The sequence below is a fragment of the Enterococcus sp. DIV2419 genome (genome assembly GCF_051711865.1).
Taxonomy (GTDB): Bacteria; Bacillota; Bacilli; order Lactobacillales; family Enterococcaceae; genus Enterococcus; species Enterococcus faecalis.
Window position 1 is genome coordinate 2,476,966 of the sequence record NZ_JBIONS010000001.1, and the last position, 22,423, is coordinate 2,499,388.

A 22,423-nucleotide genomic window follows, 5' to 3' on the forward strand; every position below is an offset into this window, starting at 1 on the left:
TTAATCACCTCAAATTCATCAAAGTACTCGTTTTAATAGACTTCTCAATAAAATCTTCGCTACTTAGCGTTTGAACATATCTTTGAGTCATTTCAATTGAACTATGCCCCATATTTAGACTTAACGTATAAATATCTAATCCGTTCCGTAATTGCATACTTGCATAAGTATGTCTTAGCGTATGCCCCGAAAAACGAACACAATCTCTTATATCAATTTGTTTCTTTATTTCTTGCATAATCTGCCAAATACTTTTTTCATTCAATTTTTTACCTAAATTACTGACAATAAAAGGATTTCCTTCTAACAGCCCATATTTTCTTTTCTTAATTCGTTGATATTTTATTATTTCTTTTTTGAGAATTGGACTGACAGCAACGGCTCTATCCTTATTATTTTTTGATTTTCTAATAATGATTTGATTATTCATAATATCTTCATCTCGTATCTCGCAAACTTCGCTAATCCTCAACCCACATTCAATCATCAACATCAATATCACAACATTTCTTTGTGCTATATGTTTGTATGGGTGTTTTTTAGCAACTATCAGCATTTGTTTAATTTCATAATCATTCAAAGGATAGATTACTTTTCTTTGTTCTTTTAATCTTTCAATATCAACAAACGGATTATACTCAATATATTTTTCAATTAACATATAGTCAAATAACTTCTTTAATCTGCTAACACTGACATTGATTGTCGATGCTTGCATTTCTTTTTCTTGCATATCTATTATCCAGCTTTTTATATGTTTCTTTTCAATCTGTGACGGTTCAACATTTATTGATTTGAAAAAATTTGCTGTGTTTCTCAATTTTGATTTATAATTTTTGATTGTTATTTTTGAAAAATCTTTCACTGTAATATCCATACAAAATTCTAAAATAATATCCTCCCAGTTCATAGAAAAAAGTCCCTTCTTATCAAATTTTGATAAAAAAGGACTTCATGCAAACCAACGCATCTTAATAGATTTTGCTGAAGATGCGAGCTTCAATCTTCTAAAGATTCAGCTACCGATTGATTACAAATTAATTTTACATCAAACTTTTCAGTTCAACATCTGGATATTTATCCGCAAACCAGCGTTCCGCAAATTGGTTTTCAAATAAGAACAATGGTTGGTCGAAGCGGTCCCGTGCCAAAATGTTTCGGCTAGAGCTCATGCGTTCATCTAAATCTTCTGGATTAATCCAGCGGGCAATTTTAGAACCCATTGGCGTCATTACCACTTCAGCATTGTATTCATTGGACATTCGATATTGGAAAACTTCAAACTGCAATTGACCTACTGCGCCAATGATATATTCTTCTGTTAAATATGTTTTGTATAATTGAATGGCTCCTTCTTGAACCAGTTGGTAAATTCCTTTATGGAAAGATTTTTGTTTCATTACGTTTTTGGCAGTCACTTTCATGAATAATTCAGGGGTAAATGACGGCAACTCTTCGTATTGAACATTCATTTTCCCTTCATACAAAGTATCGCCAATTTGGTAATTTCCTGTGTCATACACACCGATAATATCGCCTGCAACAGCTTCTGTGACGTTTTCGCGGGCATCCGCCATAAATTGCGTCACGTTACTTAATTTGACTTTTTTGCCTGTTCTACCTAAGGTCACGTCCATGCCTCTCTCAAAAACACCTGAACAAATTCGAACAAAGGCAATTCGATCACGATGGGCTGGGTTCATATTCGCTTGAATTTTAAAGACAAAGCCTGAAAATTCTTTTTCATAAGGACTTACTTCGCCACCCTCTTCTGTTTTATGCGCATGTGGCGCAGGCGCAAATTGTAAGAAGGTTTCTAAAAATGTTTGAACCCCAAAGTTTGTCAAAGCAGAACCGAAGAAGACTGGCGTTTGATCACCACGAGCGATTTTTTCCTCGCTAAATTCATCGCCTGCTTCTACCAATAACTCAACATCTTCCAACACTTGTTGATAAACGCTGTTATTGTGCAATGGTAAATCGCTTGGGATATCGCCATCTTTTAAAGGAATAAAACGCTCCCCGCCATTATTTTCTGGACGATATAATTCCACACGTTCATTATAAATATCGTATAGACCTTCTAGGCCTTTTCCCATACCAATTGGCCAGTTCATTGGATAAGATTCAATATCCAATAGTTCTTCCAATTCTTCTAAAAGTTCCAATGGTTCCCGTCCGTCACGGTCCAATTTGTTAATAAAAGTAAAAATTGGAATACCACGTTTTTTAACAACTTGGAAAAGTTTTTTCGTTTGTGCTTCAATCCCTTTGGCACTATCAATAACCATCACAGCACTATCCACGGCCATTAAGGTCCGATACGTATCCTCTGAGAAATCCTCATGTCCTGGGGTGTCCAAGATATTAATCCGTTTGTCTTGATAGTCAAATTGCATCACAGAACTCGTTACCGAAATTCCCCGTTGTTTTTCAATTTCCATCCAGTCAGATTTGGCAAAGTTCCCTGTTTTTTTCCCTTTGACGGTTCCAGCTTGGCGGATGGCGCCCCCAAATAATAATAATTGTTCAGTAATCGTTGTTTTCCCAGCATCCGGATGGGAAATAATCGCAAACGTACGGCGACTATCGACTGCTTCTTTTTGATTGATCGTCATAAAAATCTCCTTATCACTTGTGATGTTTATTTATTTATTTTCTTCAGCATAATTTTTGATTAACCTTTGCTAGTATATCATGTCAAGCCTTGAGAATAAAGAGCTGCTGTTGGCTGTTTTTTAAAAGGAAAACCTGCGACATTAGTCAAAACGACTGATGTCACAGGTTATTTTTAACGTCTTGGTTCGTCATCTTCCATTTCTTTACGGAAAAAACGACGATTTTCTTCTGGTTCTTCATCGACAGTTTCTTCATCGTAGAAATGAACGCGTAAGACTAGCAAACGTGTGCCTTCCATTTCTTCAGCAGTTAACTTAATATTGCCCACTTCAAAAGAAGGTTTTTCCCCTTCATCAGGAATGGTTCCTAATGCTGTAATTAAGTAACCTGCCATTGTATCAACATCGCTCATGTGTAAATCTGTTTCAAATACTTCATTAAATTCGTCAATTAACATGCGTCCTTGAACCAAATATTCATTGTCAGCCACTTGTGTATATAAATTTTCTACTTCATCTGTTTCATCGTCAATTTCACCAACGATTTCTTCTAGTAAATCTTCTAGTGTTGCTAAACCGACAACACCGCCATATTCATCTAGTAAAATCGCCATTTGGTTTTGTGTTCGTTTTAACTCATAAAGTAAATCATCAATAAAAATGGTTTCTGGGACAAATAATGGTTCTTGGATGATTGCGCCTAATTCAATGTTTTCAAAGCCTAAATTACGTGCAGCTTTTAGTAACGTTTTGGTATGTAAAATACCAACAATTTTATCTTTGTCTTCACTATAAACAGGAATCCGAGAATAATTTTCTCCTAAAATTAAATTGATGTTTTCTTGGACATCATCTTGGATGTCAACCATGAATGCGTCTGTCCGAGGAACCATTACTTCTCGTGCCACTTTTGTATCTAATGAAAAGACACCTTGTAGCATTTCTAGTTCTTCGTTTTCCAAAACACCTTCTGTTTCAAGCATGTAGCGCATTTCATCTCGTGTCATCTTCGAATCGGCATCATCGAAAGTCATTGGTGTGATTTTGGATAATAAATCGGTCGAAGCCGATAGCAACCAAACGAAGGGACGCGCGATAACTCCTAAAAAGCGGACTGCACCAGAAGTCAATTGAGCGACTTCTTCTGATTTGTTCATAGCAATTCGTTTAGGGTATAATTCACCAAATACTATAGAAACGTACGTTAACAATGCTAAGATAATGATACTGGCAAGACTCTTAGCTGCGGCGCCGCCACCTAATACAGGGGCCAAACGACTAGATAAAGTCTCTGCTAATGAAGCACCAGATAGGATATTAACCAAAGTAATCCCTACTTGGATTGTGGATAAAAAGTTATTGGGGTCTTGCAATACCTTAAGCAATTTTTGAGCTTTTGCGTCGCCGTCTTCCGCTTTTTGTTCCACACGATTCTTGTTAACAGATACGACTGCAATTTCCGCCGCTGCCAAAAAGGCATTGATAAACGTCAACACGACTAATAATAGAAGTTGCGCAATTAGCGACTGACTCTCAGGGTCAGCATTATTCATAATGTTCTCTCTCTCCTTAATTGTTGATAATTCCGAGGCTGTACTTTCGTACTCTTTTAACGTTCTTCCTCTTTTTGTGGTTAGGCTTAGAAACAGACACAATCAGTATTATGACAGGTTATTTTCTATCCTAATCCATAAAATCATAGCACGAAAGATTAGCGGATTCAATCATTAACCGTTATTTTCTTTCGTATTTGTTTCATTCCCTAAAAGAACGGCATTGGTAACTTTTTCACTACGACCCGCTTTGACCATATCAATAACATAGTAGATAATGGTCCGGCAGATTGCGTAAAATGGGACGCCAAGGAAAATACCTAGCAAACCTGCTAAATTTCCTGCTACCAATAAAATTAAAATAATCGTTAATGGATGGATTTTTAGAGATTTTCCGATAACGTTTGGATAAATAATATTTCCGTCCAATTGTTGAACCACTAGCACCACTAAACAACATAAGGCTGCTTTGACGGGTTCATTAAAGATGGTCACTAAGACAGCAGGCGCTAATCCTAGATAAGGGCCTAGATAGGGAATCAAATTCGTAAAGCCGGCAATGACACCAAATAAAAAGGCATAACGAACGCCAAGCAATGAATACCCAATAATCGTAAATGTACCGACAAATAAACATTCAATCGCTTGTCCACTAATATAACTGGATAAGGTTTGGTTCAATTGTCCTAAAAGATCCACGATATCATCTTTTCTTTTTTCAGGTAAAAAACGTTGAATCGCTGGTACTAGCTTGTCTCCATCTTTTAACATATAAAATAAAATAAATGGCGCAGTGACCAAAACAATGGTGGTTGACGCCACCGTTGATACGATTGAACCTAAGCTACTTGATAAACTACTTAAAAATTGTTGGATAATATTTGCATAAGAAATATCCATTTTTTCAATATAGCTTGTTAAATCAATTTGTTTAAAAATAGGTAACTCCGCAATCTCATAAATCCAGGTCTCCACTTGTTTAAAGAAATCAGGCATACTTGATGCTAAACTAGCTAGCTGATCTGCCAACTTAGGGATAATTGTTAATAAGATCAGAACTAATGCGATGATTAGTAATAAAAATACCAGTAAGACGGCATAAATTCGTTTCATTTTCGTCTTCATTAGTAGATTGACCACAGGATTTAGTAAATAATACAAAAAGCCTGCTACTAAGACTGGGGCAAACAACGTTGAAAAGAATGTCCCAATCGGTGCAAATAAGAAATTAATTTTCGAAGCAATAAATAATAGCATGGCCACGACAAGTAATTCAACTGACCAGAAAAATAATTTCGATTCTTTAAATCGATTAATCACAGCGGCTCCTCCTTTATTTTTATTCAATTGTTGCTGTTTTATTTTATCACACCTTCCCCCCTCAGTCATTGAGAATACTTCATTGCTAGAACTTTTTCGTGGTATAATAAAATAGAAACAGATTCTGAACTTGGGGGTTTTTCTATGCATGTAGCTCAAACAAAAGATACCATGAGTGATCTTTATTTAGATGCTGTCCGGCTTCGTCAACGCGTATTCGTAGCGGAACAAGGGGTACCAGAAGAGATGGAAATCGATGAATATGAAGCACATTGTATTCACTTTGTTTTGTACACGAACCATGTAGCTGTCGCAACTTGTCGCTTGCTTCCACTAGAAAATGGCGTTATGAAATTACAACGAATGGCCGTTGAAAAAGCTTACCGTGGCGCCGACTATGGACGAGTGATTATGGAAGCGGCGGAAAATTTTGCCAAAGAACAAGGCTACCACAAGATTACTCTAGGAGCACAAGTCACCGCTGTAGGCTTCTATGAACGTTTAGGTTATCAAAAAACAGGAGCACCTTTTATGGATGCTGGCATTGAACACTACGAAATGAATAAAGAACTATAACACCAATTAAATCGGAAAATTTAGAGCTTGGAGCATTAGCCATTTTGGCTAATGCTCCAAGCTCCTTTTGTGGGCTGTTTACATCGGCTATTTTTTTGATAGCTGTTGATAACGTTGATACCAGATATCTACATATTCGGGCGAGAAGGGGCCTTTTTCGTTATTAATCCAATCCACTAAAGTCTTGACATTTTCTTTTAAAATGAAGTCAATATCTTCTGGATAATCCATTAGTTTGCTATGAAATTCATATTCATCAACGTCTAGTAAACGTTTTTCACCATCTGGAAAAACCTTGATATCTAAATCATAATCAATATACTTCAACGCTTCGTCATCTAAAACATATGGCGAAGCCAGATTGCAGTAATACGAAACCCCCTTTTCTCTAATCATTGCTATTATATTGAACCAATATTTCTTGTGAAAATAAACAATGGCTGGTTCACGAGTCACCCACCGACGTCCGTCGGATTCCGTTACTAACGTGTGATCGTTCACACCAATTAAAGAATACTCGCTCGTTTTTAGTACCATCGTATCACGCCACGTTCGATGTAAATGTCCGTCATGTTTATAACTCTGAATGGTTACAAACTCGCCTTCTTTAGGAATTCCCATAATACCCCAACTTTCCCCAAATAAAGTAAAGCAATGTTACTTTTTGGGTGTTCATACATCGATATCGAAATAATTATATCATATCTTTTGAGTTTGCGTACATTGAGTTCACTTAAAGAAGACGATTTCTGAAAAAATTTAATTCAGATGACCAAATAGTTTAAATTCAGTATATATTTTCAGCTTAATTACTGTATTTTTTCAAAGACTGATACTGCGCTCTCTCTTAAAACCTGATTCAATTCTTCAACATTTGTTTTACCAGTTGTTTCAAGCCACGCAACGGCTGCTTCAGCACCTTGTTGAACAAATGGAAGCACGCCGTCTGCCCAAGTTGCGCGACCACATAAGACTCCATTAAACGAGGAACCTGCTTTTTTTGCAAATTTCAATGTTTCCTGAAACATCGTAGCACTAACCCCTGCACTCAAGAAAATAAATGGAAGTTGTGTTGCTTCACTTTGCATGTTGAAAAAGGCCTGTGCTTCATCTTGGCTATAAAGACTTTCAGTGCCAAAACCTTCTACAAAATTCATGTTCACAGGGACTTCTACTTTTAAAACATCAACATTATAGCGATCCTTTGAAAATTCTTTCATCGCTTCAATTACTTTGTGCGGTTTTACTTTAGCGTATTCTTTTGAAGCACTATCCGAATTGTTTGCATCATAAGAGACAATTTCTAAAAAGAATGGAATTTCTTCGGCTAAACACTCTGAACCAATCCGTTCTATATAAGCTTTCTTTCGCTCATTGATTGCTTCACTTTCGTCAACATCGTAGTAAAGCAAAAATTTACACGCGTCTGCGCCCGCTTCTTTTAAACGCTTAACCGACCAAACATCAAGACTATCGGGTAACCGTCCTGGTGTCGAAGCATCGTAGCCCGTTTTTTCATACGCAAGTAACAAACCTGAAGTCTGTGCTCGATTTTCAGCAGCAGCTAGGCCATATTCTGGATCCAACAAAATTGCTGAAGTCTCTGGTGTTAAGCAACGAGATACTAATACTTTAAAGTCACTGATTTCTTGCGCAGTCACCTCTTTGTATTTTCCCATCATGCGTTTTAAGGCCCCACGTTGATCAATGGCTAGTGCGCCAATAATCCCTTGATCATCTACCAGATTTTCTAAATGTTTACGTTTTTGTTCACTAATTTTTTTCATTCTGTTCCCTCTCCTAATTGATTATTTAGTAACGTAGCAATTTCAGCTGGCGAACTTGCTTGTTTCAGTCCAGAAGTAACTTCTTCTCTTAATAAGAGGCGCGCAACAGAAGAGAGTAATTTCAAATGTGTCGTGCCAGCTTCGGCATCTGGAATAAACAGCGCAATCACAAACTCCGTTAATTGGTTGTCAAGACTCTGCCACTCAACACCTTGGTCCAAGGTAACGATGATAATGGCCGCTTGTTGAATCGTTGCTGCTTTTGCATGAGGTATCGCAAATCCATTCATCATCCCCGTTGTTCCTTCTTGTTCTCGCTCGTTCAGTTTATCGAAAACTTCCTGTGCGTCCTGAGCAACTTCCAATTCTGTTGATTTTTTTGCTAAAAAGTGAAAAACATCCTCTTGCGTTTGTAACTGTTGATTTAAAAAAATATGATTTTCTTTAATAAAAGCCATTCCATCCACTCCTAATTCCTGTTATTTCATTTTTTTGATAACGATTGCTCTTGTTTGGCGATTCTACTTTTTTGTACAAAACCTAGCAATAAGCCACCTACCAATGAACCAGCTAAAATTGCCAAAACCCATTGAACAGCGTGAGTAACAACTGGTAGAACAAGAAATCCTCCATGAGGTGCTGGCACTTGTACCCCAAACATATACGTTAGGACTGCCGCAATTGAAGATCCGAGCATCATAATTGGTAAAACCTTCAAGGGGTCTTTTGCCGCAAACGGAATAGCGCCTTCTGTAATATGTGTGGAGCCTAAAATAAAGTTCACTAGCCCCGCATTGCGTTCATTTGTGTCAAAGTATTTTCCAAAGAATAATGTAGCAAAGCCTGTAATTAAAGGTGGCGCTATGCAGGCAGCAGAAACTCCTGCCATAAAAGAAGTATTTCCTTGAGCTAAGAGTGCCGTCCCAGTAACATAGGCCGCTTTATTAACTGGACCTCCCATATCAAAGGCACACATACAACCCACAATAATTCCTAAAACCAACGGACTGGAGTTTTGGAAACTAGCTAAAAAGCTCATCATTCCTTCGTTAACAGCTTTCATCGGATCTGCTAGTAAAGACATAGTGATACCAATAACTGCAACGCCAATGACTGGATAAAGGAAAATTGCTTTTAAACCATCTAATGATTTAGGCAAGCCTTTAAATACTCTTTGTAATAAAAGAATGAAATACCCAGCAAGAAAACCAGATAATATCCCTCCTAAAAAGCCAGTGCCACCAGTGTTAGCAATCAAACCACCGACAAAGCCCACAACCAAACCAGGTCGTTTGGCAATCCCCTCTGCGATATACGCAGATAAGATTGGCACCATCATGCCCATTGAGGCATCACCAATACTTTTTAACATAGCAGCGGTAGCATTATACTGACTACTTTCTGGATCAAATGAATAAATGCCCCAAATAGCAAAAGAAAGAGCAATTAAAACGCCGCCTGCTACTACAAACGGCAACATGTGAGAGACGCCATTCATTAAGTTTTTATAAATACTATGTCCAACATTTCCTGAAGAAATCTGTGTTTCCTGTTCAAGTTCATCCACTGCTTGGTTTTCGGCCGCAATCGATCCTTTGCCTGCGAGCGCTTCTTCAATTAAGCGATCTGCTTCTTTAATTCCCACACTGACAGGGACATCAATGATTCGTTTCCCAGCAAAACGTTCTGCTTGAACGTCTTTGTCGGCGGCAATAATGACTGCCTCCGCTCCTTGGATTTCTGCAGGTGTTAACTCGTTTTCTATACCAATCTGACCATGTGTTTCAACCTTAATCGTAATACCTTTACGTTTCGCAGCTTGTTCCAATGCCTCCTGTGCCATATACGTGTGCGCTATTCCCGTCGGACAACCTGTAGCAGCTATTAATTGATACGTAGCCATCTGTTTATTCCTCCTCTTGAATCTTTATTTGTTGCTCTAACTCCTGAACATCTGAAAAATCTGTCAATCCTTTGCGAAATGCTGTTGAACTACCTGCTGCAATACTTCTTTTCAAATTTTTTTCCAATGAAAGTCCTTGATGCCAACCAGCTAAAAAGGTACCTAACATTGCATCCCCTGAACAAGCTGTATTCACAACCATTCCAGTTGGTGAATTACCTGAAAGAACCTTTTCATTATTCATAAATAAAGCCCCTTCACTACCTAAAGAAAGTAAAATATTTTTGGCTCCCCGCTTCAGTAATTCTTGTCCGTAAAAAATGTAATCGTCCTTAGTCTGCACTTCTGTATGAAACCACTCTTGAAGTTCTTCTTCATTTGGTTTCAATAAAAATGGTTGATAAGGCAAACAATCTAAAATTTCTTCATAACTACTGTCTAAAATTAAGAACACCTGCTTTTCAAAACAAATTCGGCTAATTTCAATCAAAATACTTGGCGAAACCCCTTGTGGTAAACTTCCTGATACGCACAAATAATCCCCTTTACGTAACTCTGAAATTTTTTTCAAAAAACGTTGTACATGTTCTTCAGATAATTTTGGTCCTTTATTGACTAATTTGTATTCCTTTTGATCTTGGGTAACTTTTGTAAACACATTGATTCTCGTTGTGCCAGCGACTTCGATAAAATCAGTGGTTATCTCTTTTTCTTTTAAATAATCCTCGACATAGTTCCCAGTGAAACCAGCTTTGACTCCCAAAGCGGTATTATCAATCCCTAACATCTTTAAAATTAGGGAAACATTGACTCCTTTCCCGTTTGCTTGAATATCATCTTCCTTCGTGCGATTCACGACAAAAGGAACTAGCTCTTCTGTTTCGATAAATAAATCAATGGCTAAATTTAATGTACATGTATAAATGGTCACTGTAGTTCCTCCTTTCTCCTCTTTATTATGTCTCAAAATACCATGTAAAGGTTTTCATTCTTTCGCAAAAATATAGAAAACATTTACAATTTCATAATTTCTCTAGCTTTTTTATTTTTTTTCATTAAAAATAGGCTTATAAATGTTTTTTTAGTGAAAGAAAGAAGGGCTAGCCATTATGGAACAAAAATTGAGTGAGTCAGAGCAATATCTCTGGCATTTTATCGAAACACATATTTTAGAAATCCCTGATTATTCCATTGTAAAATTAAGCGAACGAGCCAACGTATCAACTGCGACGATTGTAAGAACCATGAAAAAGAAAGGCTATGAAGGTTTCACATCTTTCAAGCATCACTTGAAAGATAAAGAAAACCAAAATATAAATTTTTCAGCATTAGAAAAAGTAGACCGAGGAATTCGGACGGCCATTTTAAAGAATGAAGAAGAAGTAACTCGCACGATTAACATGATTGAAATTGGTAATATCGAAGATGCGATCCAAAAAATCAAGGCTTCTCGACGGATTATTATCTTTGCTAGAGGTTTTTCAGAATTAATTGCTCAGGAAATGATGGTTAAGTTTCAATTGGCTGGCAAATACTGTGAACTGCATACGGACCCAGAAATTATTAAAAATATTAGTAAAAAGTTATCAAAAAAAGATGTGGCTCTTTTTGTTTCTTTAAACGGAGAAACCCAAGAATTAGTTGTCGCTGGTAAAAACTGTTACGACTCAGAAATTGGGACTATCCTTTTAACTGCAAGCAAACACTCTAGTTTAATGAAATACATTGAAATTCCGTTCGTAGGTTTCAAATCAGAAGGCTCCTTTTTCCCCGATTATGAAGTGCGTTCACGATTACCACTATCCATTCTGGCAAGAATTTTATTGGACGCCTATGCTTTAAGAACGACAACTTAGGCTTTCTTAAATAATAAAAAACAAGCATTCCTTCACTTAAAATAAAGGAATGCTTGTTTTTATTTTGCAACAAAACGTGCTTCTACTCGATAAATTCGTTGACCACGACTAGAAAATTTTTCTTCGTATTCTGTCATAATGTTGCCTTCAAACTCGCTATTATGCAAATCTAGCCACACACGTTCAATAATCATGCCATATTTAGAAAAGCTACTTAATGAGTATTCGAAGAGCCCTTGATTATCCGTTTTAAAATGAATTTCTCCATTCGGTTTTAAAATAATCTCATCTGTCGCTAAAAAGTTTTTATACGTTAAACGACGTTTTTCATGTTTTTTCTTTGGCCAAGGATCTGAAAAATTTAAATAGATTAAATCTACTTCATTTTCAGCAAAATATTCTGTTAATGCTTCGCCGTCTACGCGCAATAATTGTAGATTAGGTAACGGCTCGGCCACTAGCTTATCTAATGCAATCGATAAAATACTTAATTGCATATCGATACCAATATAATTAATTTCAGGATGTGCTTTAGCCATTTCATAAATAAAACGACCTTTACCTGAACCAATTTCAATGTGGATGGGATGATTATTGCCAAAACGTTCTTGCCATTTCCCTTGCCATTTTTCAGGACCTTCTACCACATATTGTGGATATTTTGCCATATATTCTGCTGCTCCGGGTCTATTTCTTACACGCATATTTAAAATTCCTTTCTTTTAAAAACAGACTGGTGAAATTCGCCAGCCTGTGTGGATGTTAAATGAATTAGTTTAACTACTAAACATTCGTTTTAATTGTAAAATTTCTGCAGTCATTGCTCTTCTTTCGCCCTCTTGGTGATGACGAACAATCTCTTGTAAAAAGCTAAATAAACCATACCAATAAATTCGTTGAACCGTACTTTCATTAGGAATTAAACCATAAGATAGTAACCATTGATTCCAACCGGAACGAGGGACATAATGACTCAAAATCATTCCTAAATCTACCGCTGGGTCCGCGACCATCACAGAATCCCAATCTACTAAATAGAGATAATTATTCGAGACTAACCAATTCCGATGATTCACATCGCCGTGAACAGCTACATAACTAGTTTCTGGATATTCTGGTAAATGATTATATAAATAAGTGATTACTTCTTTTAAATAACTGTTTCGTTTTAATTCTTTAGGTAGTTGACGCTTATACTCTTTCAACATTGTTAGCGGGGTACAAACTTCGCCACCAATTTTTTTCAACATGTCTTTCAGCAAATTGGAATGATGCAATTGGTATAACACGTCAATCACGTCATTGCGTTTGCCAATTTCGTCCGCATGTAATAAACGTCCTTCCAGCCATTCTTGGGCTGTTAGTACGTCGCCATTCGCTGTCCGCTTTGTCCAAATCATCTTCGGGGCTAACCCTTCTTTAGACAATGCTGCAAGAAGTGGAGAAGTGTTTCGTTTAATGAACACTTTCTCTGTTTCTTTTATTCCCATGTATGTTTGACCAGTTGCGCCCTTTATCGGCTGCAGACGCCAGTCTTTATCCAACTGAAATTCCATGGAAATTATCTCCTATCTCAACACAATTTTATTGCAATTTTTACAGCAATTACCATTTTAGTCGCCAAACCTTGCTTCGTCAAGCTTCTATGTGGTTCTTTTGTAAATTTTGCTGGGTTTTCTCATCTTTATAACTTATTCAAGCGCATTGGAACATACATTTTAGTGAAAATCACAACTTCTACAATTAAGGCACCCAGAATGATCAAGCTATTTTGCAAATTGCCTAAACGAAGGCAGACAATCCCACTAAAAATAATGGCCGCAACAGATAATGCGCCACCAATTAACCGGCGAATCGCTGCTTGTTTTTTTTCTATTGAAATTGGATATAGCTGTGTCATCACCATATAATCAAATTGCGTGTACATGGGAATCAACTGGAACCCGATTAAATAGACAAACAATAAAGCAACTACCAACGCAATCCAGAATTCTTGTAAAAAGAAGAGTAGCACGCCACCAACCAAAATCAAACGAAACAATAAGCCGCTATATTCGCTACCTCGTAAAAAGCTCCGAATGAATAAGTAAGCATACGTGTTCTCAGATGTTTTTTTGACTACTCCGAGGAGAGGATCTAAGTATTTACGGCGTTTCACTGTACTACTCACTTCAGGAATATCTGTAAACAGCTGAATGAATTTATAAATTCTATGCATTCTGTTTTGTTCTTTTTGGATCATTTTTTCCCAATCCAAGAAACTCTGTTTCATCTTATTTTGCCAAATACTCGATAAACAAACGGCCAGAATGATGCCACCAATCACACCAACCCAAGGCGTCCAGTAAATAGCTCCCGTCATAATCAAGAGACTACTGATCAACCAAACAAACCACCAACTACGGTAAGTGGTTGACGAAAGATGATAGAGCCCATAGCTTTGTAAACTAAGTTGTGTATAAATCATACAAACTAGCATGACCAAAAATAAAAAGAAGGTTTGAAACGACCAACCTGTTGTGACTACAATCAACGGCATCAATAGGCCACTTCCTAGAAAGCTGACTACAATCGGTAAAAGTAAAGAGTAGCGCAGCGCTCGTTTCAGATAAGCAGCGAATTGTTTTTCTTTTGGTAATAAAAACACCTTGTCTGGCTCTTCTGTCAGAGTAGCCAACTTACCAACTTGAATGAGTAGCAGCCAGCCCAATAGAATTAACGGTCTGCCCCAAACAAAATCACGAGGTAATTCTTTTAACAACTGGGAATAGTACAGACCTAATCCGCCTAATAAAAACATACAGACTAAAACAAAATGATCATTTAAAATATAGCGCAAGTACTTGGACATTTTTTTGAAATGCCGTGACAAACGTTGACTAAAAAATTCGCCCATGTTACCCCACCTTTTCTTCCTTCGTCAAGGCAAGATAAATATCATCTAAAGAAGACTCTGGTAAATTAAATTCTGCACGTAATTCAGCCATTGTACCGTTTGCCCGTAATTTCCCTTCGTGTAGCACCACAAAACGATCACAATATTTTTCAGCTGTTGCTAAAATATGCGTGGACATTAAAATCGCTGCCCCTTGCTTACGCATCGTATCCATTAATTCTAATAAAGCATGAATTGCTAAAGGATCTAAGCCTAGAAAAGGTTCATCAATAATATATAAACTCGGTTCAATTAAGAATGCACAAAGTACCATGACTTTTTGTTTCATGCCTTTTGAAAAATTAGCAGGAAACCATTCCAATTTATTGTCTAAGCGGAACGTTTTTAGTAATGGTTCCGCTCGTTTGAATGCTTCTTCTAATGAAATATCATAAGCCAAGGCCGTTACTTCGATATGCTCTTTCAATGTTAATTCTTCATATAAAGAAGGTGTTTCCGGAATATAGCCGATTTTTTTACGATATTCTTCAGGGGCTTGCTGCAATGTTTCCCCGTCAATCATAATTTTGCCTTTTTGCGGCGTAAGTAACCCAATAATATTTTTGATGGTGGTACTTTTCCCCGCACCATTCAAGCCGATCAAACCAACCATTTCACCAGACTTGACGTCAAAATTAATATCTTTTAAGACAGGAATATGGCCGTAACCTCCTGTTAAATGTTCAATTGTTAAGCTCATTTCTTTTGCCTCCAACCTTTTCTCTCTACCATTATTAAACCCTAAGCGAACCAAGAATTCAAAAATTACTCCCTTAATTAAATGGATTTTTTTCTTTCTCTTATTATACACGAAATGAAACGAACTTTTTAGCGAACTCACGTACTTTTTCATCCACAGAGAAATCAACTTGTGGTAAAGTAAAGGAAAGAACCTAGAGAAAAGAGGAATTTTTCATGAATGATTGTATTTTTTGTAAAATTATCAACGGCGAAATCCCAAGTTATAAAGTCTATGAAGACGAGAAAGTCTACGCGTTTTTAGACATCACACAAGTGACCAAAGGACATACCTTAATGATTCCAAAACAACACGTTGCTGATATTTTTGAATATAATGACCTTTTAGCAAGTGACGTCTTTGCTCGTATTCCTAAAGTAGCACGAGCATTAGAAAAAGCTTTTCCAGAAATGGAAGGATTAAACATTTTAAATAACAATAAGGAAGTGGCTTATCAATCCGTTTTCCATTCCCACGTTCATTTGATTCCCCGTTATTCAAAAGAAGATGATTTCTCTATTCATTTTGGCAACCATCAAGAGGACTATTCCGCCGAAGCGATGCAAGAAATTGCTGAGACCATTGCAAAGCAGGTGAACTAAATGAAAAAATTTATTAAAGGCCTCTTTTTTGGCGCAGCTGCCGGTACCATTGGCGGTTTGTTGGCTGCTCCAAGAAGCGGGAAAGAAACACGTCAGCATTTAATCAATGAGCTAGAGGACTATCGTTCACTGAAAAATCAAGTCACGAATGACTGGGATCAGGTGCAACGAAACTTGGGAGTTGTCGAAGAAAACGTTCCACTGGCAACTGAATTTTCAAAAGACCTGCAACAAGAAATCACTGATTTCAAATTCCAAGCGGAACCTCGGATTGCTCAAATTAAAGAACAAATTGCCAAAATTACAGCTGAATTACCTGACACACAAACCAACAAGCAAAAGTAAAGTCTTTGATGTTAATTATTTCTTTTGTTATTAAAAAAATAAAAAGTGTGACGTAAATACGAATTTTGTTTGAAACTATGCCTGAGACTCTTTCTTTTTCAAAATGAGGTATGGTATAGTTATAACAGAAATAAAACTAAAAAAAACAGGAGTGCATAAGAGAATGAAGAAAAAACTAATCTTAGCTGCAGCGGGCGCAATGGCCGTTTTTAGTTTAGCAGCGTGTTCAAGCGGTTCAAAAGATATCGCAACAATGAAAGGTTCAACAATTACTGTTGATGATTTTTATAACCAAATTAAAGAACAAAGTACGAGCCAACAAGCGTTTAGCCAAATGGTTATTTATAAAGTCTTTGAAGAAAAATATGGCGACAAAGTAACTGACAAAGCCATTCAAAAGAAATTTGATGACGCTAAAAAACAAGTGGAAGCGCAAGGCGGAAAATTCTCTGATGCACTAACACAAGCTGGTTTAACTGAAAAATCATTCAAGAAACAATTAAAACAAGCCGAAGCAATGCAAGTAGGTTTGAAAGATCATTTGAAAATTACAGATGAAGACTTAAAAACAGCTTGGGCAAGCTTCCATCCAGAAGTAGAAGCACAAATTATCCAAGTTGCTTCAGAAGATGATGCAAAAGCTGTCAAGAAAGAAATCACTGACGGCGGCGATTTCGCAAAAATTGCCAAAGACAAATCAACCGATGCTGCAACGAAAAAAGACGGCGGTAAAATTAAATTTGATTCACAATCAACAACTGTTCCTGCCGAAGTTAAAGAAGCTGCCTTCAAACTAAAAGATGGCGAAGTATCAGAACCAATTGCTGCAACAAACGCACAAACGTACCAAACAACTTACTATGTAGTGAAAATGACGAAAAACAAAGCAAAAGGCAATGACATGAAACCTTATGAAAAAGAGATCAAGAAAATTGCTGAAGAGACAAAATTAGCCGATCAAACATTCCAAGCAAAAGTCATTAGTGACGAATTAAAAGCGGCCAATGTGAAAATTAAAGATGATGCCTTCAAGAACGCTTTAGCAGGCTACATGCAAACTGAATCTTCAAGCGCTTCTTCAGAGAAAAAAGAATCAAAATCAAGTGATTCTAAAACAAGCGATACCAAAACAAGCGACTCTGAAAAAGCAACAGATTCTTCAAGCAAAACAACAGAATCTTCTTCTAAATAAGCATAAAAAAGAGAGTGGTCGATTGACCACTCCCTTTTTTTATTTATCTTTTGGCACATAGAAACTGCGGTTATCTAAACCAAAGATTCGTTCCGTATACTCCCCAGGCTGTGTTTGACGAATTGCCCCTAGCATCATTTGAATGGACGCATCCATGGTATCAATTTGATGTAAGATTTCCGCTTCCATAATTCTTGGTCGCACAGGTGAGCCATATTCCAACAATCCATGGTGGGCTAAGACCATGTGCCGAAGAACGACAACGTCTTCTTCTCGATCATCAATTTTCAAAGCCAAACACGCCTTGGTAATTTCCTCATCCACCAAAACTAAATGACCAATTAAGTTCCCTGCCACCGTATATTCTGTCGTAATAGCACCAGATAGTTCTAAAACTTTTCCTAAGTCATGTAAAATAATCCCCGCGTATAATAGTGACGTGTTAATTTCAGGATATTCCTTAGCAATTGCTTTGCCTAGGCGCAACATTGAGACAGTGTGGTAAGCTAAGCCATTCGCAAAAGCATGATGGTTCCGTTTGGCTGCAGGAAATTCATAAAATTCTTGTTGGTATTTCGTCATGAGATAGCGCACAATACGATTCCAATGAGCATTGGTAATCTCAAAAATCACTTGATTGATTTCCTTGACCATCTCTTCTTTTTTCAAAGGCGCTCGTTCCATATATAAACTTGGCTGGCTTGGTTCCTCTGCTGTCGCTAAACGCATGTGTAAAATTTTTACTTGGGGTTTGTTTTGATAAACTTCTCGTTTCCCATTCAGTAAAACAACGTTTCCCGCAGTAAATCGTGTAATTTCATCCTCAGAGGCGTCCCAATATTTTCCGTCAATCGTGCCAGATGTGTCTTGAAAGGTAAAGGCAATAAACTTTTTTCCATTTTTAGCTACACGCACATCGGCATTTTTAATTAGAACAAATGATTCAAAAAGTTCTTCTACTGTTAATTCACGTAATTTTTTCACTTGACGCTTCCTCCTTCTAACGCAATTACTCTTTGTTGTAAGTCCTGATAATAGCTTACCATTTCTTGGTCAGAAGAAAAACAAATGACTTGCTGTTTTTGACCAAACTTAGTAAATAATTCAGCTAATTGGGCTTTTCTTTGATGATCATAGTGTAACCAGCCATCATCAATGATAATTGGACAAATCAGTTGCTCGCCTTGGACTGCTAAAAAGGCAAAACGAACAGCCATCATCAATTGATCTTTAGTGCCAGTTGATAATTCATGTAAATAAAACATTTCTTGTTCTTTCGTCACCGCAACTAGTTGACCTTCGGCTACTTGGATTGATTGATAACGCTGATTTGTTAAAAGTGCAAAGTAGCTTGATGCATACTGTAATAAGCTGGGCAATTGTTGTTCCGAAAGCTCTGTTAATAGGTCCATTAGCAGTTGCCCCGCCAGTTGATACCCAGACCAACGTTGAGCTAGTTCTTTGATTTCCGCTTTTAAAATTGCTTGTCGTTGATACAACTCATCTAAGGTACCATCCGTCATTAATTGTTGTTTTTCATAAATCAACGCTTGATACTGCTCTTGTATTTTATCTAACTGGCTTTCTTCCAGTGCTTGTTGCTGCGCCAGTTGTAAAGAACGGTCTTTTAACATTGCTTCTGTTACCGCTTCTGGAAACAGATTGCCTAATTGTGTCGCTAATTCTTGCCCACGACCAACTTGAGCTTGCTGAGTGGTCAGCTGTTGAATCCTACTTGGAACATCAGCGATTGATAGAATCCGATAACGAATTAGTAAAGGCTGAATTCGTGTTAATGCTTCTTGCTGTTTAATTTTCAACTCTCGTAACTGCTGTTTGAGATAGCCATCTGCTTGATACTCCTGAGCAAAGCGAACTTTCTCCATTTCTTCAGCAAATCCTTCTAAAAAGTGTAACTTTTCGGAAAGGCTCTTTCCTTGCAAGGGTAAATGCGTCATCAATGGGAAGATTTGTTCTTCAAATACTTGGCGTTTTTGTTGATTTTCCTTCAATTGACTCCTGAGTTCTTCATTTGTTTGAACAAGCAATAAATAGCGCGTAATCAATTCCCGCTGATTCATTAAAGTATCAATTTGTTGCATTTTTCCTAATTGATGGAGTTGGGCTTGCTCCGCTACTGCTTGTTCAAGTTGTTCCACTTGCAGTTGTACCTCACGTTCTTGATTCAGCGCTTGTTGGAACTGTTCATTTAAATAATCTAGTTGCGAAAGTTTTGTCTGCCACTCTTCTTTCACTTCATCAGAGGAAGCTTCTTTTCTAGTAGCGTAGCTAAGCACTTCTTTCGCGATAAAACTAACTCCCACGAGAACTAGGCCCCATTTTAAAGGGCTTGGCAAAAAGAAACCGAGTAATGCAAGGATACTTCCTAGCAATAACCAAAGTGGTTGACTTGTTTTCTGCGCTTTTTGGGCACGCGTCGCTTCACCAAAAAATGCGGCATGCGCTTTTTCAAAATCCGTTAACTGGTCTTCCAGATTTTCAATTTGAGAAGCCAAGAATGCTTTCTGTTCTTGTCCTTTTTGAAGAGCTTGCGTATACGCAACTTGTTGTTGGCGCCACTTTTGAACGGTTTCGTTGTCATAAAAAAGCTGTGGTGGTCGTTCAGGCGACCATGACCATTCGTTCTCTAAAAGGACCATTTCTTGACGATTTTGCTCAAAGGTTTGGGTCATCCATTCCGATTCCGTCATCAATTGTTGCATATCATAGCGTTGATTCAACAATTGTTGAATCAATGCTTCTTGTTCTAGGTAAAAAGCATAGCCTTCTGGAACATCGAGCGCTTCTGACTGAAGAGATAACTCTTTGGTCAAACGTTGTCGTTCTTTATCTAGGTACATATATTCTTGAAAGGTTTCTTCTAATTGAACTTGGTCTTCTTTTACTAAAACAACGTTCTCTGTTTCTTCAGGTAGCGACTGCCATTCTTCGTACAAGGGAAAGTGACGTTGCTGTTCCGCAACCTGTAACAAGTCCTGTTGCGTTTCTTTTAATTGCTGTTGCAGTGTCACGCGCTGTTGTTCTGTTTCGCGAATCGTTTCTTCTAATTGTTGAAAAGTTTGTTGCTGCGCTTCTTTCTCTTGAATTTGCTCTTTTAGTTCTTGATAAGCCGCCAACTTCTGATTGAGTAATGGCTGCTGTCCTTTACCTTTAAAGATTTTTTGTGCTTCTTTAAAGTACGCATTTCGGTAAGTCAAAAGTTGTTGACTACCAGAAACACCAATGGCTAACAAGGATGTTTGCAGTTCCTCTTCTGTCAACTTGTCACTCGTAATTAATTGTTCTTGTTGGAAAGTAAAAACCTCTTGAAATAACTTTTTCGTTAGCGGATGTAACATTTGCTGTAAGGTTTTCTCATCCCCCATTTGTTGTTGATAATAAATGATTGCTTGCCCTTTATTTTTTTCTTTAAAACGCTCGACTTGAATTTCCCCAAACACAGGATGTGCCAACCACAAACGACCACCATACGAGCCACCATTTTTAGGTGCGTAATCGCGTTTTCTTTTGCCCTTTGTGGGAAACCCAAACAGCATTGCTTGAATGAATTGATACAATGTGGACTTGCCAACTTCATTTGCGCCGTACAGCAATTGATTACCAGATTCAAATGTAATTTTCTGTTGTTGCCATTTTCCAAAGCCCACAATCTCTACTGCGAGTAATTTCATAGTGGGTCCTCCTGAATAGTAAAGTCTTCATTAATTTGCTCATGTGCTAGGCGCAAGCTCTCTAATCGCCACTGCTCATCCATTGAAAAAATTCCAGCAAATTCTGGATAACGTAACAATTCCTTGGTGGTATCTTCAAAAATAACTGGCTCTAAGTATGTTTTTTCTAATGCCGTTAATAAGTTGGGACTAGCGGCTAAATAGATCGGTTCTTTCGTTGGTTCCTCTGCTTGCAGTATTAGGCGATAAACAAAAAAATCACCTTGCGTTTTTTGTAAAAGCTGCTGCTGTAAGTAGCTTAATAGTTCACCATTGACAATGGCTTGCACCACGGTCACATCCAAATGTTGCGTTTCTTTCAGTGTCAACGCCATCAATTGCTGTTGCTGATGCGCATGCCACTTCGTCAGCAAACTGGTTTCAAGATAAGACAAAACGCTTTGGGTGTCACGGCATTGCGCAAGAGATACTTCTTCATTCGTCCAATCTATTTCTGCGACTTTTTCAAATTGAACAGTCGCTTGATTTTGGGAAAGTGTGACCACTGCAACCCCTTGTAAAGACTGTTCTTTTTTCGTGTGTCCTTGAGGTGTTCCAGGATAAACAATTAGCGGTTGTTCACTAACAATTTGCGGCTGATGAATGTGGCCCAATGCCCAATAATTATAGCCAGTGGCTTTTAAATCCTTCCATGTAAACGGAGCATAATTTTGTTGCGCTTTCCGACTGGTGTCTCCATGATAAATCCCAATATGAATATCAGATTCTGCTTGTTTGATAGGAAATTCTAGTGCTTTATTTTCATCAATCCAGGGATGCTCATAACTAAACCCTGAAACAGCCACTTGTTCGCCCGCTTTCGTTTCAAAATACAGTGTCTCAACCATTTCTTTTTCAAATAAAAAGACATTGTCTGGAAAAGAAAACCAATAGCGGTCTTTTTTATAGTAATCATGATTCCCAAATGTTAGAATCACAGGGATTTCTGCTTGTTTCAACTGTTCTAATGCAGCCATCAATTGGGCTTGCATTGAAATAGAGGTCTGACTTTGATGAAACGTATCTCCTGCAAAAATAACCAAGTCCACCGCTTCTCGAATGGCAACTGTTACGATGTTCATTAACAATTGTTGATTAGCTTCTCTTAAGCGCTTCGCTAAGGCTGTCGGGATCCCAGTTAACCCTTCAAAAGACCGATCCATGTGTAAATCAGCTGTATGCAATAGTTTCATCGTTTCCCCTCCTTTTCTCCTTCCTTTATCATATCATTTTCTGCCAGCTTGGTCAGTAAAAACATACGAAAAT

The 22,423-nt window shown here is 37.6% G+C and carries 21 protein-coding genes; 5 read left to right on the forward strand and 16 right to left on the reverse strand.

All coding sequences use genetic code 11. The features are described 5' to 3' along the window. Positions 1-4: 4 nt before the first annotated feature. The 4 genes from IGI97_RS11615 to IGI97_RS11630 form a co-directional block, all read right to left on the reverse strand. Positions 5-910 (reverse strand): tyrosine-type recombinase/integrase, encoded by a 906-nt coding sequence (locus IGI97_RS11615; RefSeq protein WP_438738679.1) that lies wholly within the window; start codon positions 908-910, stop codon positions 5-7. A gap of 133 nt (positions 911-1,043) precedes the next feature. After that, on the reverse strand, positions 1,044-2,618 hold the full coding sequence (locus IGI97_RS11620; protein WP_002355543.1) for a peptide chain release factor 3: 1,575 nt from the start codon (positions 2,616-2,618) through the stop codon (positions 1,044-1,046). 173 nt (positions 2,619-2,791) lie between these two features. After that, entirely contained in the window at positions 2,792-4,171 is a 1,380-nt protein-coding gene (locus tag IGI97_RS11625; RefSeq protein WP_002363168.1) for a hemolysin family protein, read from the reverse strand. A gap of 174 nt (positions 4,172-4,345) precedes the next feature. Then, the gene (locus IGI97_RS11630; protein ID WP_002384914.1) at positions 4,346-5,560 is read right to left on the reverse strand and encodes an AI-2E family transporter; all 1,215 of its coding nucleotides are present in this window, start codon (positions 5,558-5,560) and stop codon (positions 4,346-4,348) included. Positions 5,561-5,635: 75 nt separating this feature from the next. On the opposite strand from IGI97_RS11630, the gene IGI97_RS11635 reads away from it, so the two are divergent. Continuing rightward, positions 5,636-6,067, forward strand: coding sequence for a GNAT family N-acetyltransferase (locus IGI97_RS11635; protein WP_002355539.1), 432 nt, complete (start codon positions 5,636-5,638; stop codon positions 6,065-6,067). 87 nt (positions 6,068-6,154) lie between these two features. Here the strand turns inward: IGI97_RS11635 and bph are convergent, their stop codons facing one another. The 5 genes from bph to pfkB form a co-directional block, all read right to left on the reverse strand. Next, positions 6,155-6,688: a biofilm phosphatase Bph gene (bph, locus tag IGI97_RS11640; RefSeq protein ID WP_002355538.1), complete on the reverse strand. Its 534-nt coding sequence runs from the start codon at positions 6,686-6,688 to the stop codon at positions 6,155-6,157. A gap of 188 nt (positions 6,689-6,876) precedes the next feature. Next, positions 6,877-7,854 (reverse strand): tagatose-bisphosphate aldolase, encoded by a 978-nt coding sequence (lacD, locus tag IGI97_RS11645; RefSeq protein ID WP_002371479.1) that lies wholly within the window; start codon positions 7,852-7,854, stop codon positions 6,877-6,879. Next, a complete protein-coding gene (locus IGI97_RS11650; protein ID WP_002358680.1) occupies positions 7,851-8,312 on the reverse strand; it encodes a fructose PTS transporter subunit IIA in 462 nt (153 codons plus the stop codon). The genes lacD and IGI97_RS11650 overlap by 4 nt, the downstream gene beginning before the upstream one ends. A gap of 26 nt (positions 8,313-8,338) precedes the next feature. Beyond that, a complete protein-coding gene (locus tag IGI97_RS11655; protein ID WP_002355535.1) occupies positions 8,339-9,757 on the reverse strand; it encodes a PTS fructose transporter subunit IIC in 1,419 nt (472 codons plus the stop codon). Between the two features lie 4 nt (positions 9,758-9,761). Next, positions 9,762-10,688, reverse strand: a complete 927-nt coding sequence (pfkB, locus tag IGI97_RS11660) for a 1-phosphofructokinase (protein ID WP_002355534.1) — start codon at positions 10,686-10,688, stop codon at positions 9,762-9,764. A gap of 178 nt (positions 10,689-10,866) precedes the next feature. Here pfkB and IGI97_RS11665 point away from each other — a divergent pair, with 178 nt between their 5' ends. Continuing rightward, complete coding sequence (locus IGI97_RS11665) at positions 10,867-11,613, forward strand: MurR/RpiR family transcriptional regulator (protein WP_002363162.1); 747 nt, start codon at positions 10,867-10,869, stop codon at positions 11,611-11,613. A gap of 59 nt (positions 11,614-11,672) precedes the next feature. Here the strand turns inward: IGI97_RS11665 and trmB are convergent, their stop codons facing one another. The 4 genes from trmB to IGI97_RS11685 form a co-directional block, all read right to left on the reverse strand. Beyond that, complete coding sequence (gene trmB / locus IGI97_RS11670) at positions 11,673-12,317, reverse strand: tRNA (guanosine(46)-N7)-methyltransferase TrmB (protein WP_002355532.1); 645 nt, start codon at positions 12,315-12,317, stop codon at positions 11,673-11,675. A gap of 72 nt (positions 12,318-12,389) precedes the next feature. Continuing rightward, positions 12,390-13,169: a phosphotransferase family protein gene (locus IGI97_RS11675; protein WP_002355531.1), complete on the reverse strand. Its 780-nt coding sequence runs from the start codon at positions 13,167-13,169 to the stop codon at positions 12,390-12,392. Positions 13,170-13,297: 128 nt separating this feature from the next. After that, positions 13,298-14,509 carry an ABC transporter permease gene (locus IGI97_RS11680; protein WP_438738682.1) on the reverse strand — a complete coding sequence of 404 codons (1,212 nt, stop codon included), beginning with the start codon at positions 14,507-14,509 and terminating at the stop codon, positions 13,298-13,300. A 1-nt stretch (position 14,510) separates the two neighbouring features. Then, positions 14,511-15,248: an ABC transporter ATP-binding protein gene (locus IGI97_RS11685; RefSeq protein ID WP_033627612.1), complete on the reverse strand. Its 738-nt coding sequence runs from the start codon at positions 15,246-15,248 to the stop codon at positions 14,511-14,513. A 215-nt stretch (positions 15,249-15,463) separates the two neighbouring features. On the opposite strand from IGI97_RS11685, the gene IGI97_RS11690 reads away from it, so the two are divergent. From IGI97_RS11690 to IGI97_RS11700, 3 genes are all read left to right on the forward strand, one after another. Next, the gene (locus IGI97_RS11690) at positions 15,464-15,889 is read left to right on the forward strand and encodes an HIT family protein (RefSeq protein ID WP_002398134.1); all 426 of its coding nucleotides are present in this window, start codon (positions 15,464-15,466) and stop codon (positions 15,887-15,889) included. Continuing rightward, positions 15,890-16,234 (forward strand): YtxH domain-containing protein, encoded by a 345-nt coding sequence (locus IGI97_RS11695; protein ID WP_002398135.1) that lies wholly within the window; start codon positions 15,890-15,892, stop codon positions 16,232-16,234. It abuts the gene before it with no gap. Positions 16,235-16,397: 163 nt separating this feature from the next. Next, complete coding sequence (locus tag IGI97_RS11700; RefSeq protein ID WP_033594561.1) at positions 16,398-17,426, forward strand: peptidylprolyl isomerase; 1,029 nt, start codon at positions 16,398-16,400, stop codon at positions 17,424-17,426. 39 nt (positions 17,427-17,465) lie between these two features. Here the strand turns inward: IGI97_RS11700 and IGI97_RS11705 are convergent, their stop codons facing one another. Genes IGI97_RS11705 through IGI97_RS11715 form a run of 3 tightly spaced genes read right to left on the reverse strand, consistent with a single transcriptional unit; the run spans position 17,466 to position 22,350 of the window. Further along, a complete protein-coding gene (locus IGI97_RS11705) occupies positions 17,466-18,410 on the reverse strand; it encodes a 3'-5' exoribonuclease YhaM family protein (RefSeq protein WP_438738685.1) in 945 nt (314 codons plus the stop codon). Then, on the reverse strand, positions 18,407-21,118 hold the full coding sequence (locus tag IGI97_RS11710) for an ATP-binding protein (RefSeq protein ID WP_438738687.1): 2,712 nt from the start codon (positions 21,116-21,118) through the stop codon (positions 18,407-18,409). Before IGI97_RS11710 ends, IGI97_RS11705 begins: the two co-directional genes overlap by 4 nt. After that, on the reverse strand, positions 21,115-22,350 hold the full coding sequence (locus IGI97_RS11715) for a metallophosphoesterase (protein WP_438738689.1): 1,236 nt from the start codon (positions 22,348-22,350) through the stop codon (positions 21,115-21,117). The genes IGI97_RS11710 and IGI97_RS11715 overlap by 4 nt, the downstream gene beginning before the upstream one ends. Positions 22,351-22,423 lie beyond the last annotated feature (73 nt).